This is a genomic window from Schaalia sp. lx-260 (genome assembly GCF_021083645.1).
Taxonomy (GTDB): Bacteria; Actinomycetota; Actinomycetes; order Actinomycetales; family Actinomycetaceae; genus Pauljensenia.
On sequence record NZ_JAJNRQ010000003.1, the window covers coordinates 216,172 to 234,483 of the forward strand.

Sequence of the window (18,312 nt, forward strand, 5' to 3'; positions counted from 1 at the left end):
GAGTGCAGGCGCACCTGTTCACGCATGATATTTCAGCGAACAGCGAGGACACTCACAGGAAATTCCCATATTTTCAACGCGCTTGTTATCTGTGTTCAGGCTAATGTCTTTTTTATGAATGACGATCACACTGATCCTTTGTCATACGATGATTTTGACGCTGATAATTCTTCCTTCGCACAGTTCTTGCGTCAGCTTCTTGGGGATGAAGCCGCAGATGAAGCTGCTCGGGCTTTACGAGCCTCAGGGATTAATCCTCAGGATTTTGCTCAGCATTTTCCGTCTCCGGCGCATATGGAAGCAGCTATCGGCCAGTTCCAGTACCTCATGTCAACTTCTACTGAGCCTGTCAATTGGAAAGTTGCCACTGATTTGGCGCGTCAGCAAGCCTACACTGCCGGTGATCCACTACCTTCGGCAGCTCAAGCCCAAAGAGCTCGCCAAGCACTAACTGTTGCCGACTTATGGTTGGACGCGGTTACTGATTTTATGCCTGGACAGGTCAGCCGTCACGTATGGTCACGTACACAGTGGGTTGATAATACTGTTGACGTGTGGAAACGCGTATGTGAACCTGTAGCACAAAATGTGACTCGCTCATTATCTGAGGCTATCCGCACTCAATTCGGCGACAATGATGAGGCTATAGAGCATCTTCCTGAGCAGGCTCGCGCGCTCTTTGGACATACGCAACAGATGATGCCTCAGCTAGCTTCCCTCATGTTTGCTTCTCAGGTTGGTCAGGCTTTATCCGCATTAGCGCAAGAGTCTTTTGGTTCAACAGATGTTGGTTTGCCTTTGGCTGGCGCGGGTTCTGCTGCCGTCATCGTGCATAACATTGAAGCATTTGCTGATGGTTTAGATATTCCTTTTGAGGAAGTTCAGCAATATATTGCTTTACGTGAGTGTGCTCATCAGCGTTTATTTGCTGCTGTACCGTGGTTGGCTGGGGACCTTATTCGCGCAGTGGAAAAGTATTCTACGCATATTGCTATCGATATGGATGCTATCTCTTTAGCAGCTTCACAGGTGGATCCTTCCGATCCTGACTCATTAGAAGAAGCCCTGAATGGGAATATTATTTTTTCTGCTGAACCTTCACCTAAGCAACGTGAAGCACTGACTCGTTTAGAAACCCTTCTGGCTTTAGTTGAGGGATGGGTCGAAGTCGTGACCACTCAGGCAGCTATGCCTTACCTGCCTCATGCCGATAATCTTCGTGAAATGATGCGTCGCCGTCGAGCCTCAGGAGCGCCAGCGGAAGAAATTTTAGGTTCCCTTATCGGCTTGCATATGCGGCCACGTCGCGCGCGAGGTGCTGCTGAGATTTTCTGCTTAGTGGAGGCAGAGCAGGGACGGCAGGGACGAGACGCCCTATGGTCGCATCCTCATATGATTCCTACGTCAGAAGATTTAGATTCTCCTTCTGCTTTCCTGGTGATGAGGCAAGCAGCGCAAGAACAAGATGCGGATATTGATGATGCTTTGGCTGCGCTTTTAGATGGAACTATGGGTTGGGCAGAAGGTTTAATGCCTGATGCTAATACCGATCCCGATGCTTCAATGCGCAATGAGGGACCGAGTATGTCAGATCATGACGATGAGGACGATTCCACAACGAACTGACAGTAGCGGCTCACCCTTTTTCCTTTGCTCATTACTTCAACGGATGAAAGGGAAAAGCACTCATATGCGACATGCGGGTGATTCCCTTACAGATAAGGAAACCACCCGCATGTTTTTCTATTTCAGCCAATGGTATTCAGACCTGTGTGAGCTTTTCGATCTGAGTGTATTAGCTGCTGTTTTTTCACTGAGTATCCGCAGGTGTCATATACACGGCTGTAGGCGTGAGTTCACGTTGAGCTGCTTCAGGGTCTGTGAGCCGTAATTTACGGATATAGCGTGCGTATATCACATAGGCTCCACCAATAAAGACCACAACGCCACCGATGTTATACACAAGCGTGAGCCATACTTCTTGACCAAAAGGCAGTGTTCCGGTGATAAATACAAAGCTGAAAACCACCATCATGAATCCTGCCATTGACATGCCGAAAGTACGCGATCCAACGCGGAATTTACGCGGAATAGCGTCATAGTTTTTGCGGAAGAAGAAGTAAGCAAGGTAAATAAAGAGTGGTGGAATAAGAGCTGTTGCTGCGGTCATATTAATAACGATTTCCAGTAGGCCGTTAATAGAATCTGAACCTAAAGCCGGAATAATCAAAATTGGTACCACGATAGCGAATTGCACCCATGCGGCGCGCCACGGAATACCTTTGTCATTGAGTTCAACCAAGCGTGAACCAAAGATTCCTTTTGGAATTTCAGAGAAAAAGATTTTCACCGGTGTTGCTGTCCACATCAGTAAAGAGCCAAGGGTGGCTGCAAGCATAACGAAACCAACAATCCGATTCACCAGTGCAGTGCTCAAACCAAAATACGAGCCTAAAGCTCCCATTGTTTGAAAAATACCTGATGAATAGGACAATTCACCGGCAGGGACAAAAACTGTCATTAACAGTGAGGCTACTGCGTACAGTAAGCCGATGAGCAAACCGGCGGTGATGATTGTCCGAATGAAAGTGCGCACGCCACCTCGTAAGTCGTTGATGTAGACTCCCACAGATTCTGCTCCGCCGACTCCTTGAATGATCCACGCTAATGTACCTAAAAAGGCCCACATTGTAGCGAAAGATGTAGTATCGGGGCTCATTGCTTCTAAAGTGATGGGAGTAGCTGGTTCAAGACCGCCCATCAGTGCGCTAAGTGTGAGAATAACGAATGCTAAAGACATTGCCATCATGAGTGTGGCTCCCACATTTGTCACTGAGCCAATCCATGAGGCACCTTTGGTGGACACCCATGTTGCTAGAGCAAAAATCGCAATTGAAATAACAGTGATTGCCGTTTGCGAAAGTACTTTTTCTTCACCCCAGAAGGCGTATGAGGCATACACCAAAACAATGGGCAGTAAAGAAGCAAAGTAGAAAAGATTAACGAACCAGTAGGAGAATGCTCCAAGAAATGCCCAACGGCCTCCCAGTGATGTTTTTACCCACTGGTAGTCACCGGATTCGGAGTTTTTATTCAATGCGACCAGCTCGGCCACAATGAGCGTGTAGGGCAAGAAATACAGCAATGTGGCACATAAGAAAGCAGGAGCTGAGGCTAAACCAATGGACACTGAATTATTAATCACGTTGCGGAAATTAAAAACAGCAGCCACCGTCATGGTGAGAAGCGCATATGTGCCGACTCTGGCACGAGCTGATGAAGTCATATGTTTTCCTTTATCAATGAGTACATGTTATGTGACCGTGATCTGATGATCGGTAGATGCAGGTGTTATAAGAGGCAGACACCTACTTGTTGTGAAAAGAATGTCCTTCCACTGTGACATGGAGTAAAAGTGCGCAACCGTCCGGCCCTATTCGTATTCGCGTCCCTTCTGTGATATCAACAATGAGCAGGTTTCCGGGGGGCAAAGTATGTGTGGAGTACTCCCCTACGACTGTGTGGGTATCACTTAAATCACTGTAGGGTTGTGTGCTTTCCCATTGCGCGCATATGTCGTATTCCACTTGCCCGCTGAGGCAATAGAGCACACGCTGGTATCTGCGTCGCGCGACAAAATGTTTGTCGCTGTCCTCTTGTTTCACAATGCGCCATGTCAGTGAGTCACCAACCGAATATGTTGGGCCTGCAGGTAGCTGTGTGCATATGCGTATAGCTTCAAAAGTGCGATCCCATTTTTTGTGGCCGGCGAGCACATCCATAGCGCTTGGGAGTGATGAAAAGACTTTCATTTTTCCCCCTGTTGAGTAACGGAGAAACGGATCCAATGTGAGAAGGGTTCCCATCTCACGCGATATTTTTCTAATACTTCAGAACCCCATGAATTTGATCCGAGTCCTAGGAGTTTCCAGTCAATATTCATTTCAATGTGATCTGCTTCGGATAATTCATCGCTGTGTTGTGCTTGTTCTAATACTTCATCTGTGTAAGGCAATGCTCGAATATTCACGGGGCAATCGACTGCCTCAATGTGCAGGCTGTGTCCTTGAGCGTTACTCAACGTAAAGTCTCGAATTTCGCTTCGATTTCCCATGTCCTGCGGAACCACATAAGGGGTGACCATATGTGCGATATGAGTGCTGTAGCGTCCGAGCAATTGTGCTTGGCATGAATCCGGGTAGTTTTCTTCAGGACCACGCCCGTAGTAGTTCACGTAACACATGTCGCGAGAAACACCCATGCGTATTCCTACACGAGGAATCACGTCCGCGAAAGGTCCGTATGGTTGGCCGCTCACGTGGAGGTCAATAGTGCCGTTGTCGTGTATGTACCAGGTGTAGATGCACCTCATTCCGTATTCGTGTGCGGGTGGAGCGATAGTGGTGTGTACAGTCATTTGCACGTAGTCCTCGTGCTGTTCCCATTGCACAGAGCGTGTTGCTTCTTGACATAGGTGTAAGTAGCGTGGTGCCCACAGTTCTGCGTTTTCTTGGGCGTGATTGTCGATGCAGGCGTGCCAAAAGGTCAGATGTGGCGAATGGGTCAGTATGTCGTACCCGTTGTAGCACCATTTCAAAAGGCGACCGGTGATACGGTCAAATGTGCAGCGGCCACGTGATGTTTGCACACTCACGCTGTGTTCTTCATCTGTCTGTTGGCATGCAAGGGATACGTGTTTTTCTTCGTGAGTGTGGATTGCATTTTCGCCTACTCGCTTATGTCCGTCCTCCCAAGCGCGTTCACGTATCATGATTTGGGTTTGTCCCAGTGTCACTGGTGCGCTCTGAGTTTCCTCATCTGTTCCTTGGAAGGCGCGTATAGTGATATAGATTTCGCGCGGGGTACTTCTGTTATTTTTGAGGGTGTCCGCTTGGCCGTTCACGACTTTTTCATCGAAGAAATCTGTCAGTTCAAGTGTTGTTGTTTCTCGTGGATATAGAGGAGGGCATGTCGTTGTGCATGTCTGTACCGGCTGGGCGTCGTAATACACAGTCATCGTTAATGTGACGTGTTCCAGTGGCGTGAAATAGCGGCGGGTGCGTACGTGAAGCTGGGTTCCTGTGTACGTCAAACGTATGGGCGCGATAACGGCAGCGTATTCTGTGAGGCCGGGGCTTGGTTCACGCCAGGGAAATACTAGGCCGTCAATACAAAAGTTTCCGTTATTGGGCTTGTCACCAAAGTCGCCACCGTATTTGTAGCTTTCTATTCCGTCGCCATCTGTTATTCGTATGCCGTGGTCAATCCACTCCCATACGAAGTGGCCTTGTATGTGGTCGTATGTGTCGATTATTTCTTGGTATTCGCTCAGGCCTCCGGGACCGTTGCCCATTGCATGTGCGTATTCGCAGAGGATTCGTGGTTTAGGGTGAGGGTTTTGCGCAAAGTCGTACATCTGCGATACCCGTGAGTACATTGTGGAGATGACATCTGTTACTTCTGCGTGCCTGTCTTCTTCGTAGTGGATTGGGCGTTTTGGATCAAGTTCTCGACAGCGGGCTGCCATTGCACGAATATTGCATCCGTATCCTGATTCATTTCCTAGTGACCACATCACAATGGAGGGGTGGTTACGTTGGGCAAGAACATGACGTTCAATCCGGTCTACGTAGGCTTTTTCCCATGTGGGATCATTGCTTAGCCGCGATATGTCACCGACGGTGGCAAAGCCATGACTTTCAAGATCTGTTTCAGCGAGGACGATAAGTCCTAGTTCGTCGCACATCTGATAAAAGCGGGGGTCGTTCGGATAGTGCGATGTTCGCACGGCGTTGATGTGGTGCGCTTTCATCATATGTAGGTCTTGTGCGACGTCTTCCATTGTGACTGCACGTAAACGATCAGGGTGATGGTCGTGACGGTTCACGCCGTGCATAACAAAGTATTGACCGTTGAGTAGGAGTTTCCCGTCTTTTATGCTGATGTCACGGAAACCAAAATGATAGGGAATTACTTCGCTCAAACTGTTATCCGTTGCGTGGCGCACAGTCATTATGAGGGTGTAGAGTATGGGTTTTTCAGGGTTCCACCACTGTACTGTGTCGATGGTGTGTGTCAGGTTGAGGTGTCCTGTGGCATCAAATTTGTGAGTACCTGAGGCGATGACATGTGATGTGTGTTTTTCGTGGATTTCCCATTCGAGGAGCATATCCGTCCCAGCACTGTTCAATGTGGCTTCAAGGTTGAGTTGAGCCGCTTTTTCGCACATCGCAGTCGTTAGGTAAAAGTCGTGGAGGTAAATAGAGGGCCTGCTGAGTATCCAGACTTCACGAAATATTCCGGCAGCCCACCACATATCTTGGTCTTCAATATATGTACCGTCGCTGTATTGGCATACCATAACCGTCACAAGGTTTTCACCAGGGGTCAGGCTGTCTGTGATGTCGAATTCTGCGCTTAGACGTGAGCCTTTTGAAAAGCCAATGTTTGTCCCGTTGAGGGTTACTTGGAAGTATGATTCCACTCCATCGAAACGCAGAATGTAGCGTCGTGTGGGATCTATTTGGTCGAGGGTGAATACGCGTTGGTATGCGCCTGTGGGATTTTGTGATGGAACATGCGGTGGGTCTATTGGGAATGGATAGCCTTCGTCTGTGTATTGGAGTTTTCCGTATCCATCCATTTGCCACATATGAGGCACGGTGACGATGTCGTAGTTTTCTTGCAGAATGTGTGGGAAGTCCGCAGGGATACGCTGTGGATTGTCATAGAGGGCGAAATACCACGGACCGTTTAAGGAAAGGTAGTCGCTGGCCCCTTCACGTGTGGGGATAAGTGAGGCAGTGGCGCATGCGCGTAGTGCTTGGGTTCGTGTGCGGTAGGGCAAGAAATAGGCATGGGCAGGTAATCGCCCTGCAGCCAAGTTGTTGGGGTTTTCCCATGGATACGTCAACATATTGTGTCCTCTTCGACGCATAGAAACCGGTTTCTATATCGTATATCACATACTACAGTGAAAAAAATTTCTTTATTATGAAACAACTCACACTATAAAAAATATGGCATACTCAATGGGATACGAATTACTCCCCCACCCAAAGACCCCTACACATATGCCTCACACACCCCATAAACGCCCCACCATTGATGACGTTGCACGAAGCGCAGGAGTATCAAAAGCAACAGTCTCCCGCGTACTCTCAGGAACATATCCAGTATCCAGCAGCACAAAAAAAGCAGTACAAGACGCTATCGACACCCTCAACTACACAGCCTCCATTCGCGCCCGCTCACTTGCCACAGGCAAATCAGAATCCATCGCCATCGTCATATCAGAGCCACTCGACACCTTCTTTGCCGACCCCACATTCGCGCTTATACTCCGCGGAATTACCGACGCAATGGCTGCAACCCCCTACATGCCCATCCTCCTCCCCACAGCAACCCCCGCTGAGCAGCGCAAAGCCTTACGTCTCATAACAAATCAAGCAGTAGACGCAGTCATTCACCTTTCCCCTTGGGCCGATCAAGAATTCCTCACTCCCCTACTCACACACACCATCCCCGTTGTCTTATGTGGACAAGACCATATTCCCCACTGGAGCCACCGATTCTCATTCGTCTATTCTGACGACAGGCGAGGAGCCGCCCAAGCAGCCACTCATCTTGCCTCACGCGGTTCCCGCAATCCTGTGGCTTTATTAGGCGCACCCAAACAACCCGCCGCACAAGAACGACTCCAAGGGTACCGACAAATATTCCCTCACCTAGATAACTCACGCATACGCTGGGGCGGATGGTCACCAGAAAATGGAGCACAAGCCATGCGTGACATTTTGGCCTCAGGAATTCCTTTTGACAGCGTCCTTGCTGCCTCAGATCGCATTGCCCGAGGAGCCCTTTCCGTCCTCACTGCGCATGGCCTAACCGTACCCACTGACGTAAAAATTATCGGCTACGACGACCACCCCACAGCTAGTGACGATTCACCACAGCTCAGTACCATCGCTCAACCCATGCACGAACAAGGCGCGCACGCATTCGCATTGACACAAGATATGCTCAACGGTCACGCTCCACGCAGCGTGCTACTGCCAACACACCTGCATATCCGCGAAACAACCTAAATAGTCACTACTTTTCACAAAAACACATTCAGGGTGAGGCGCATAAGCACCTCACCCTGAATAATCACTACGCCTTACGGTGACGATACACCTGAACTAGGTAGCATCACCTACAGTTTTCAGCGACCAAAACGTGGGAATGCGGAACGACCAGCATACACAGCGGCTTCACCCAGCTGTTCTTCAATACGAAGCAACTGATTGTACTTTGCCACACGCTCTGAACGTGCCGGAGCACCCGTCTTGATCTGACCGGAGTTAGTTGCCACAGCCAAATCAGCAATCGTTGTGTCTTCAGTTTCACCGGAACGGTGAGAAGTCATTGAACGATAACCATTACGGTGAGCTTCTTCTACAGCGTCCAAAGTCTCTGTCAAAGAACCAATCTGGTTTACCTTCACCAGCAGCGCATTAGCAGCACCCAAATCAATACCCTTGCGCAAACGAGCAGGGTTCGTAACGAACAAATCGTCACCAACCAACTGGACGCGGCTACCAATCTGAGTGGTCAGAGCTGTCCATGCATCCCATTCATCTTCAGACAATGGATCTTCAATGGAAACCAGTGGGTAATCGGTAATGAGCTTCTCGTAGTAATCCACCATGTATTCGGTCGGGCGTGCTTCACCTTCGAACTGGTACTTACCATCCTTGAAGAACTCGGTAGAAGCCACATCCAGAGCCAAAGCCACATCATCACCAGGACGTAATCCAGCCTTTTCAATAGCTTCAACAATCAAGTCCAAAGCAGCAGCATTCGACGACAGATTCGGTGCGAAACCACCTTCGTCACCCAAACCTGTGGACAGGCCACGTTCTTTAATAACAGCCTTCAACGTGTGGTAAACCTCTGCACCCCAACGCAAGGCATCACGGAATGTATCTGCACCCAAAGGAGCAATCATGAATTCCTGAATATCCACGTTGGTGTCAGCATGTGAACCACCATTAAGAATATTCATCATCGGAACCGGAAGGACATGGGCGTTAGGGCCACCAAGGTACTGGTACAGTTCCAGACCTGCAGAAGTTGCAGCAGCCTTAGCAACAGCCAAGGAGACGCCCAAAATTGCGTTCGCACCCAGTTTGCCTTTGTTGTCAGTACCATCCAAGTCAATCATCACTTGGTCAATGAGGCGCTGATCGGCGGCATCTTCACCAATAAGTTCAGGGGCAATCACTTCACTCACAGCTTCAACAGCATCCTGAACGCCCTTACCCAAGTAGCGGCCCTTATCGCCGTCACGACGCTCTACAGCTTCAAACGCGCCTGTAGAAGCACCTGAAGGAACAGCCGCACGCTCATGGGTTCCGTCCTCAAGCAGGACCTCAACCTCAACGGTCGGGTTACCGCGCGAATCCAAAATCTCGCGTGCTCCAATGCCTTCAATCATTGCCACGTTATTCTCCAATCGATCAACTGCGTGACTGCGGTCAAAGATAACGTTAGTACGTGGCGGGCCTGAGGTCATCCTGGAATTTCATTTCCCCTATACTGACCAGCCTTATCCACCCTCACCAAATGAAAGAGAAGATGACATTAGTCCCCATTTTCATGTACAGCACTACATAATAGCCATGAGGTAAATCACATGAAAAAGGGGAGCATACTCCCGCATACTCCCCCTTGATTCTCAGTCTTTACTGGCCTTGCTGCATAGCAGTCGCACCCAAAGAATCAGCGGCCACCACATCACCAAATAATGGTTTAATCGGATTACCCGTTTGCATATCCACTGACCCATAACGCGGATTCACACTCACCGGCATATGAGCTTGAAGATCCTTGAAAGTATCCAACAACTGAGCGGCCTTCTGTGAATCTTGTGAAACGGCTGCCAGTTGTTGCTGCACATATGAGTAACGCACCAAATCCGACACAACTTTTCCTGGATTTTCCGGAATCGCCTGAATATTATTCGATTCTTTCAGCACACCCAGCTGCTCACGCACCTGCGTATCATCTAAAGCAACACCTTGGCTTTGACCAAGAGCAATACCTACTGCCCACGCCGGCAATGCTTGAACCAAACGATCAGCCTGAGGACGCTTACCCATCATTTCAGCATACTGACGTACACCTTCTTCAACCTGCGCCTGCGTGTACACCACATCACCTACAGATACAGCCACACCAGGCTGCGCTGAACAGGCACTCATCCCCACAGCGGCGACAGCAAGACCCGCAACCACACACGCTTTTTTCCACGCCACTAATTTCATTACTGTTCCTCCAGCTTTACGGCACACTGCCAGCACGCAACCGGCCGATTCCTCACTCATTCTAAATCATGCAGAGAACGGAACAAGGATCTTCGTTACCACATCCCGTATCCACTCTAACAAAGGTTCGTCGGTTAAAGGTACTCCACCTATCCGCGAAGTCATCGGCGCTGGAATAAGTACCTGCCTGACCGCTGTTTTAATAACAGCCCCCGGATGCAAACGTTTAAGACGTATCACCTGCGAATCAGCCAAGTGAACCGGAGAAAAACGCACATACTTTCCTTGAAGCATCACTTCTTCAAGTCCAGCAGCACGAATAACCTCACGCAAACGCGCCACAGCAAATAATAAATTCACTTCACGCGGAACAGGACCATAACGGTCCTCAAGTTCCACACGCACATCAGATTCTTCCTGAGGCGTCTTCGTTGAAGCGATACGACCATACATTTCAAGACGCAAACGCTCACCCCGAATATAACTGTCAGGTATATGCGCGTCCACCGGCACATCCAGACGCACATCCGTCATATTCTCAGTTTTCTCACCTTTATAAGCAGCTACAGCATCGGCAACCATCCGCACATACAAGTCAAAACCTACACCCTCAATATGCCCCGACTGTGCGCCACCTAAAAGATTACCGGCACCTCGAATCTCAAGATCCTTTTGCGCAACCGCTAAACCTGAACCCAATTCACTATGAGCAGCAATAGTGGACAAACGTTCATGCGCAGTTTCAGTAAGCGTCCGATCTTGCGGATAGAAAAAATACGCATAGGCGCGTTCACGCCCACGCCCGACACGGCCTCGTAACTGATGAAGCTGTGAGAGGCCAAAAATATCGGCACGATCCACAATCAGCGTATTCGCATTAGAAATATCAAGACCTGTTTCCACAATTGTCGTACATACAAGCACATCGAAATCATGATTCCAAAAGTCAATAATCACTTCTTCTAACTGATGCTCCGTTAACTTACCATGCGCCACACGCACACGAGCTTCTGGAAGCAACTGCGAAATATGATCCGCAACCGAATTAATTGAATCCACCCGATTATGCACATAAAACACTTGCCCATCACGCAGTAATTCCCGTCGAATAGCTGCAATAACCTGAGCATCTGTATGCGGCCCAACGAAAGTAAGAACCGGTTGACGTTCCTCAGGAGGCGTTTGCAAAATCGACATCTCACGAATACCCGACACAGCCATCTCTAATGTGCGCGGAATAGGGGTAGCAGACATCGATAACACGTCCACATCTGTACGCAAGGCTTTCAACGTTTCTTTATGTTCCACACCGAAACGCTGTTCCTCATCAATCACCACCAGACCTAAATCTTTGAAAGCCACCGTTCCTGTGAGCAGCGCATGGGTTCCAATCACCACATCCACCCCACCTGAAGCTAAGCCCTGACGGACGCGTTCAGTTTCTTGAGGCGTAGAAAAACGTGACAATGCCGCCACCGTCACAGGGAAACCCGCATAACGTTCCTGGAAAGTTTCCACATGCTGTTGGACAAGCAAGGTCGTTGGCACCAAAATTGCCACCTGTTTGCCGTCTTGCACGGCCTTAAAAGCTGCACGAACCGCGACCTCTGTTTTACCGTAACCCACATCACCTGTGAGCAGGCGATCCATTGGGATAGGTTTTTCCATATCGGCTTTTACTTCATCAATTGTGACAAGCTGATCCGGCGTTTCCACATACGGGAAAGCATCTTCTAATTCACGTTGCCACGGCGTATCCGGCGAAAACGCATATCCACGCGTAGCCTGACGCGCCGCGTACAGGCGAATCAGTTCTTTAGCGACCTCATTGACTGCTTTGCGGGCACGAGCTTTTGTTTTCGCCCACTCAGCACCACCCATTTTGGTCAATGATGGCGTATCAGACCCCGTGTACTTTGAAATTTGGTCGAGGGAATCTGTTGGCATAAATAAACGATCACCTGGTTGTCCACGTTTCGACGGAGCGTATTCGATGACCAGATAATCACGAGTTACCGCACTATCACCACGACCAACAGTTCGTGCAACCAGTTCAATAAATCGTCCAATTCCATGATGTTCATGAACAATTAAATCCCCCGCTTTTAAGGTCAGCGGATCCACACCTTTTTTGCGACGTGAAGGCATACGTCGCATATCTTTCGTTGTCGCCCCCTGCCTGCCAGTCAGATCAGGTTCAGTCAGGAGAACAAATTTCAGGTCAGGCGCAACGAATCCTTTCCCCATCGGTGCTGCAATGACATGCACAGTCGCTGGGATCATCTCTGACACTGACAGTTCTTCAACCAGTCGCGCAGCTAGACCAGCACTGTTCAAAACATGTGTCATGCGCTGTGCTGAACCGGGCGCATCCGAGGCAAGAACGATTCGCCATGATTGGCGAGCTAAATCTGTAAGGTCACTCGTTGCTTTTTCAATGTCACCACGATAAGCATGCGCTTCACGCATACCAACAGCCATGATGGTCGGGGAAGCAATAATCGCTTGAGTATCACCCGTATATGAAGGGCTATCATCTATGTCCCCTGTGGTGGCAGGTGATACGGGAAGTGATTCAAGTAATTCTGCGGGCGGTAAGGATGTCAGGTCCCACCATATGCGGCCAGCCTTGCCTCGTAGTTCCTCATAATCAATAAATGAGGCATGATCGGCTTCCAGAGGGATGGTGCCACCTCCGGCCGCTGCGGACCATGCGGCTGTTAAAAATTCTTCCGTTGTTGCCACGAGATCGTGGGCACGCGAACGTACACGTTCAGGATCACATACGAGGATTGGGGAAGCTTCTGGAATGGAATCTAAGAGGCGTTCCATGTGGGGAACAATGAGGGGGGCCAGTGATTCAATACCGGGGGCATGAATACCTTCAGCAGCTAATTCAAGGAGTTCCGCAGCCCCACTATAGTGCTGTGCAGCTTGACGGGCACGCTCACGCACCTGCGGTGTCAGTAGAACTTCTTGACAAGCAGTTGCCCACATCCCATGTGTAGCTTGTTCAATGGTTCGTTGATCTGAAACAGAGAAGATACGAATATCTTCTACCTCGTCTCCCCATAATTCGATGCGGAAAGGATGTTTTTCATGTGCAACAAAAACATCAATAATTCCACCGCGCACGCTGAAGTGGCCGCGTTTTTCGACCATATCAACACTTTGGTATCCCAGGTGAGTCAAGCGGGCAACAAGGTCAGTCATATCAACACGGTCACCGACGCGCACGTACACGGGTTCATCGTCACCTAAACCACCGATCACAGGTTGCACAAAAGCACGTACTGGGCACACCAGAATACGGACAGGACGCGCATTCGGATTGTTGTGCATCGGATGTTTCAGGCGGCGTAAAACAGCAACACGTTGAGCGATCGTATCGGCCTGTGGGGATAGTCTTTCATGAGGCAGAGTTTCCCATGCTGGGAAAAGAGCAACATCATGTGCGGGAACCCATTGTTGCAGAGCCTGCACCAGCGATTGTGCTTCACGTCCTGTGGCTGTCACGACCACGAGTGGCGCTTTGTGCGCATGAGCATTGTGATGATCTGCCAGATTGCGCGCGATTTCCGCAATCAAGGCCGGGCGTGCGCCTACAGGTATAACAAGTGTGCCGCTGAGTCCACGGCCTATTGATTCACATGCCTGCGCATATGCCGGGTCTTGGATTAGCAGGGAGGAAAGTCCAGCGAATTTCACGTAACGTCTTTCACTACGGGTTCACTTAGGAATAACACTATTAAGAACGATATTAAGAACGAGCTGTATGCAATTTTTGTTGTGTTTCAACAAAACCATGCAGCACCATGTCTTGCACCACATCTGCGGCTTGTTCAATCGTGACATTCATTTCTGCACGATCACGCACATTCAGCCGAGCAAGGACATACGCGGCAGGATCTTGACGACCTGGGGGCCGTCCTATACCAATGCGTAAACGAAAGTAGTCACGTGTTCCTAGGTGCTGGGTCAGCGATTTGAGGCCATTATGTCCGCCTTCGCCGCCGCCTTTTTTCAGGCGTAACTCGTGCGCAGGTAAATCCAAGTCATCGTGTATGACGAGGAGCTGTTCTGGCCCTATATTCAGGTACTTCATCAGGCGTGAAATTGGGCCGCCACTGGTATTCATGTAGCTATCGCTTATGGCGAGTGTGACACGTGGGCCGGGGATTCCTCCGGGTAGTGTTCCTAGACGTATATCAGCGGTATGTGTACTACTTGCACGATGGGAGGTCATAGTATTTCCTGCCCGTTCTGCAAGGAGCTGCACGGTCATATGACCGACATTATGTCGCGTATCAGCATACTGGGCACCGGGGTTTCCCAGTCCCACGATGAGCCAAGGAGCAGAGGAATTCATGTCCATGATTCTCTCATTATCTGAGTGGCATAGGCTCTGTGAACAACAAAGAGGTTCGCTGTTTCACAGCCTCAGATATCCCTCCCTGCAGGAGCGCCAGCGATTGCTGTCAGAAAATGAGGGCTTTCCCATCCACGATCTGCGTAGGCACGAACGACCGTTCGTGCAACTTTCTCAGCCTCATTGAGGCGAACTAAAGCAATAGCTGAACCGCCGAAGCCTCCCCCAGTCATACGAGCACCGTAAGCTCCCGCTGCGCGGGCAGCAGCTACAGCGACATCTAATTCCTCACACGAAACATCATAGTCATCACGTAAAGAATCATGAGAATCATTCATTAAAGCTCCAGCAACATACAAACGTTCCCCTTCAAGAGGCCCTTGCGTGAGCACATCAACGAAAGCCCGTGTCCGCGCAATTTCAGAAATCACGTGCCGCGTGCGCTGCACCAAACGCTGGGAATCAGCACCTACCTCAGATAACACGTGCGTGGCAGCTTCCACATCCTCAGCTTCAACAAGCAGATTCACCCCGAGGATACGCGCAGCTTCTTCACTATCTGCACGACGTTGACCGTATTGGCCGTCAGCCAAAGAATGTGCTGCCCGCGTGTCAATAACCAGTAAGGCAAGATCCTCACTGGCAAGGTCAAAAGGAATATGTGCAACCGACATATCTCGACAATCCAATGCAAGCGCATGCCCAGCGCGACAACGCAAAGAAGCCGTCTGATCTAATCCCCCTGTATTCGCACCGGCGATTTCATTTTCAGCACGCCGACACAAATCGACAAGGATTTTCCGCCCTTCATCATGGGGAGCCTGCACCGTCCCAGCAATGCCAAAATCACCTAAATCATCAAGGGCAACAGCCATAGCGCACTCCAAAGCTGCCGATGATGAGAGGCCTCCGCCCCGTGGCACACATGACCATAAAGCAGCATCAAAACCTTGCAGTGGCCCATAACCTGCGCGTTCAAAAGCCCAAGCCACTCCCGCAAGATACGCTGCCCACGTCGTTACTTCATATTCGCTTCCACGTGGGCCAATCTGGTCAAGATCAAGTTCATCAATCTGTTCTCGTGTCTGAGGGGATACTAAACGTATCCGACGATCATTTCGCATGGATACAGCAATATAGGCACGATGCGGAAGCGCTATTGGCAGGCATGGGCCTCCGTTATAGTCCACGTGTTCACCGATGATGTTGACTCGTCCCGGAGCTGACCATACGCCTGTCGGTTCTGTGCCGAAAGTTTCAACGAAAAGCGTCCGCGCATTTTCAATACCTGCACGGGGATCAACAGCTTCATTCCATGTAATTATTTTGTCGCTGAGCATGTCTTTTACCTTCACTTATTCTTTCTTTCACACGTATCCACGCCAGCCCACGCGCACCTGAATTTACGCATATACACGCAAGAAGTTTCAGTACCGCGGAACATGCCCCTCCTACTCAATCAGCATCAACGCTGCTGTAGGAAGCATTGAGGCGCATCCGATGGTAGGTACCACATCTACGGTTATCATGAGCGCGTCTTTCTTTTACGAAGTGGATAAAGGTCGAGATGATAGGTCACCATTGCCCCTTCTGGTGCGCATATCACTAACCGCACCATCAACGTTAACAACCTCCAGGTTGGATTCCAAGTCCTTCAGAGTTTACGATAGCGTGTCAGCTTGAAACGCGATGATGTAAACATCCGTGACATGTTGACATGTTTTTGTCGTCAATTTCAGGTTTTTTCATGTTCTTGCAGCCTTTGTCTCCCGGCGAAGAATGGCTCGGAGTCGTCATCGCAATCCCTGAGCCTTGGGTAAGTGAATTGACACAAGCGCGCCTGAGTTTTGGCGATAAACTCGGTGCTTCAGTACCTGCGCATATTACACTCATGCCTCCCTTGGCTATCTCATCTGACGAGCGTGAAGAAGTGATTCGGCATTTACGTTCTGTGGCGCAAAAGCACCGTCCTTTTCGTTTAACCCTTCAAGGAGCTGGATCGTTCCAGCCGGAATCCCCTGTGGTTTTCGCGCATGTCGCAGAAGGCGCTTCTGAATGTGCGATGCTGGCAGAGGATATACGCTCAGGGCCTTTAGATCATCAGTTACGTTTCCCTTATCATCCTCACGCGACACTTGCGCAGGGCGTTAACGAGGACGCTCTTACTCGTGCTTTCGAGTATGGACAGTCCATTCACGCCTCTTGGTTGGTCCCAGGATTCAGACTTGATCGTGTGGATGCAAGTGGAACATATTCTTCTTTAGCTTTATTCGATTTAGAATCTGTTATGTAATCTGAAACATTACAGCAAGCGCCTCTCAGGTACTGTTTTTGCGCTCAAGGCATGCAAAGAGCCCCTCATCGCAGCATGTCGCGGCAGGTCACGATAAGAAAATCTCTCACCCCAAAATACAGGGACAGCACAGGTGTAAGGGGAAAAGTGTGCGGATACGCGCAAGCACACGGTTGCTGGCCACGAATAAAGCCCACATGCCTATGAGTAAACGTCGAACTAAAGTTTAGTCCACACAGGCTTTTTAAATTGAGCGCGGCACAGGGTTACCCGCCTCAGAGCGCGTAATCAATACTTAAAGGCGCATGGTCCGAGAAACGCTGATCGTAGCTCTGCGCGCGACCTATAAAGAAAGAACGCGCACACTCAGCTAACTGAGGAGTCACATACTGGTAATCAATACGCCATCCAGAATCATTATCGAACGCTTTTCCTCGCCATGACCACCATGTATAAGGACCTTGTACGTCACCCGCTAAGTCACGCATCATGTCATGCCAGCCTTCGTGTACCCATTGTTCTAGGAAGGCAATTTCTTCATCCAGAACACCTGCGCTCTTATTGTGATTTGGTGTCCAGTTTTTGATATCTGCACGTGAGCGCACAATATTGAAGTCACCTGCCACAAGTGCATGAGATTCTTGGGTGAGCAGTTCACTCATTCGTGTACTAATACGAGGCATATGCGCCATTTTTGCTTCTTGCTTAGGTGTGTCTTTTTCACCCGAATGAAAGTAGGCTGAAACAACTTTGAGGGTGCTCCCTGCTGGCGTTTCAATATGCGCTTCAACCCAGCGTCCTGAATCCACGTCGTTCTCATCCTCGTATAGGTAAGTACGCGGGTCCATTGGGTCAGTACCGTTTATGTTTTCGCAGTGCAGCAGATCAGCACGATCACGGTGTACCGCTATGGCGACACCTGCTCGACCTTTAATACGGCACGGCACAACGATAGTGCGCCACTGGTCCCCTAAAAGATCTGTGACTATCTGAGGGTCAGCGCGGACTTCTTGTAGGAGGAGGAGCGCAGGTTCTTCATATTCGAGCCACTGTTTCATGTCGCGTTTCATGGCGGCGCGAATACCGTTGAGGTTAACCGTGGTTATCCGCATGGTCCCTGAATCTTGTGAACGTTTCACTTATCCCCCTTCAATGAGCATGACTATTGTGCCCGTTCAAAACATTTCATGCCCACGGTGTTCACAGTAGTGTGAGTGTTCTATGAGGATTGGCTTGTCTATGAAGTATGCGGCAGGCATGACAGGAGCTAATCCGATTCATACGATATGGTCACTGTTTTCTGCTATTGCATGCCGGGTTATCTCAAAAAAACTTCACGG

At 49.6% G+C, this 18,312-nt stretch carries 12 protein-coding genes; 3 read left to right on the top strand and 9 right to left on the bottom strand.

Annotated elements, in window-relative coordinates:
- The first annotated feature begins 114 nt into the window (after window positions 1-114).
- Window positions 115-1,626, top strand: a complete 1,512-nt coding sequence (locus LRP57_RS04965) for a zinc-dependent metalloprotease (protein WP_231205428.1) — start codon at window positions 115-117, stop codon at window positions 1,624-1,626.
- Between the two features lie 184 nt (window positions 1,627-1,810).
- Here LRP57_RS04965 and LRP57_RS04970 read toward each other — a convergent pair whose 3' ends face one another.
- The 3 genes from LRP57_RS04970 to LRP57_RS04980 all read right to left on the bottom strand — a co-directional run bounded on the left by LRP57_RS04970 (window position 1,811) and on the right by LRP57_RS04980 (window position 6,916).
- Window positions 1,811-3,286, bottom strand: a complete 1,476-nt coding sequence (locus tag LRP57_RS04970) for an amino acid permease (protein WP_231205429.1) — start codon at window positions 3,284-3,286, stop codon at window positions 1,811-1,813.
- Between the two features lie 82 nt (window positions 3,287-3,368).
- A complete protein-coding gene (locus tag LRP57_RS04975; RefSeq protein ID WP_231205430.1) occupies window positions 3,369-3,812 on the bottom strand; it encodes a hypothetical protein in 444 nt (147 codons plus the stop codon).
- A complete protein-coding gene (locus LRP57_RS04980) occupies window positions 3,809-6,916 on the bottom strand; it encodes a glycoside hydrolase family 2 TIM barrel-domain containing protein (RefSeq protein WP_231205431.1) in 3,108 nt (1,035 codons plus the stop codon). Before LRP57_RS04980 ends, LRP57_RS04975 begins: the two co-directional genes overlap by 4 nt.
- 103 nt (window positions 6,917-7,019) lie before the next feature.
- Between LRP57_RS04980 and LRP57_RS04985 the strand changes: the two genes are divergently transcribed.
- On the top strand, window positions 7,020-8,087 hold the full coding sequence (locus LRP57_RS04985) for a LacI family DNA-binding transcriptional regulator (RefSeq protein ID WP_231205432.1): 1,068 nt from the start codon (window positions 7,020-7,022) through the stop codon (window positions 8,085-8,087).
- Window positions 8,088-8,206: 119 nt separating this feature from the next.
- Here the strand turns inward: LRP57_RS04985 and eno are convergent, their stop codons facing one another.
- From eno to galK, 5 genes are all read right to left on the bottom strand, one after another.
- Window positions 8,207-9,487 carry a phosphopyruvate hydratase gene (eno, locus tag LRP57_RS04990; protein ID WP_231205552.1) on the bottom strand — a complete coding sequence of 427 codons (1,281 nt, stop codon included), beginning with the start codon at window positions 9,485-9,487 and terminating at the stop codon, window positions 8,207-8,209.
- A 241-nt stretch (window positions 9,488-9,728) separates the two neighbouring features.
- Window positions 9,729-10,310, bottom strand: coding sequence for a hypothetical protein (locus tag LRP57_RS04995; RefSeq protein WP_231205433.1), 582 nt, complete (start codon window positions 10,308-10,310; stop codon window positions 9,729-9,731).
- A gap of 66 nt (window positions 10,311-10,376) precedes the next feature.
- Window positions 10,377-14,018 carry a transcription-repair coupling factor gene (gene mfd / locus LRP57_RS05000; RefSeq protein ID WP_231205434.1) on the bottom strand — a complete coding sequence of 1,214 codons (3,642 nt, stop codon included), beginning with the start codon at window positions 14,016-14,018 and terminating at the stop codon, window positions 10,377-10,379.
- Window positions 14,019-14,070: 52 nt separating this feature from the next.
- Window positions 14,071-14,679: an aminoacyl-tRNA hydrolase gene (gene pth / locus LRP57_RS05005; RefSeq protein ID WP_231205435.1), complete on the bottom strand. Its 609-nt coding sequence runs from the start codon at window positions 14,677-14,679 to the stop codon at window positions 14,071-14,073.
- Between the two features lie 71 nt (window positions 14,680-14,750).
- Window positions 14,751-16,019 carry a galactokinase gene (gene galK, locus LRP57_RS05010; protein ID WP_231205436.1) on the bottom strand — a complete coding sequence of 423 codons (1,269 nt, stop codon included), beginning with the start codon at window positions 16,017-16,019 and terminating at the stop codon, window positions 14,751-14,753.
- A gap of 407 nt (window positions 16,020-16,426) precedes the next feature.
- Here galK and LRP57_RS05015 point away from each other — a divergent pair, with 407 nt between their 5' ends.
- Complete coding sequence (locus LRP57_RS05015; protein WP_231205553.1) at window positions 16,427-16,972, top strand: 2'-5' RNA ligase family protein; 546 nt, start codon at window positions 16,427-16,429, stop codon at window positions 16,970-16,972.
- 275 nt (window positions 16,973-17,247) lie between these two features.
- On the opposite strand, the gene LRP57_RS05020 is transcribed toward LRP57_RS05015, so the two are convergent.
- Complete coding sequence (locus tag LRP57_RS05020) at window positions 17,248-18,084, bottom strand: exodeoxyribonuclease III (RefSeq protein WP_231205554.1); 837 nt, start codon at window positions 18,082-18,084, stop codon at window positions 17,248-17,250.
- Window positions 18,085-18,312: the final 228 nt, after the last annotated feature.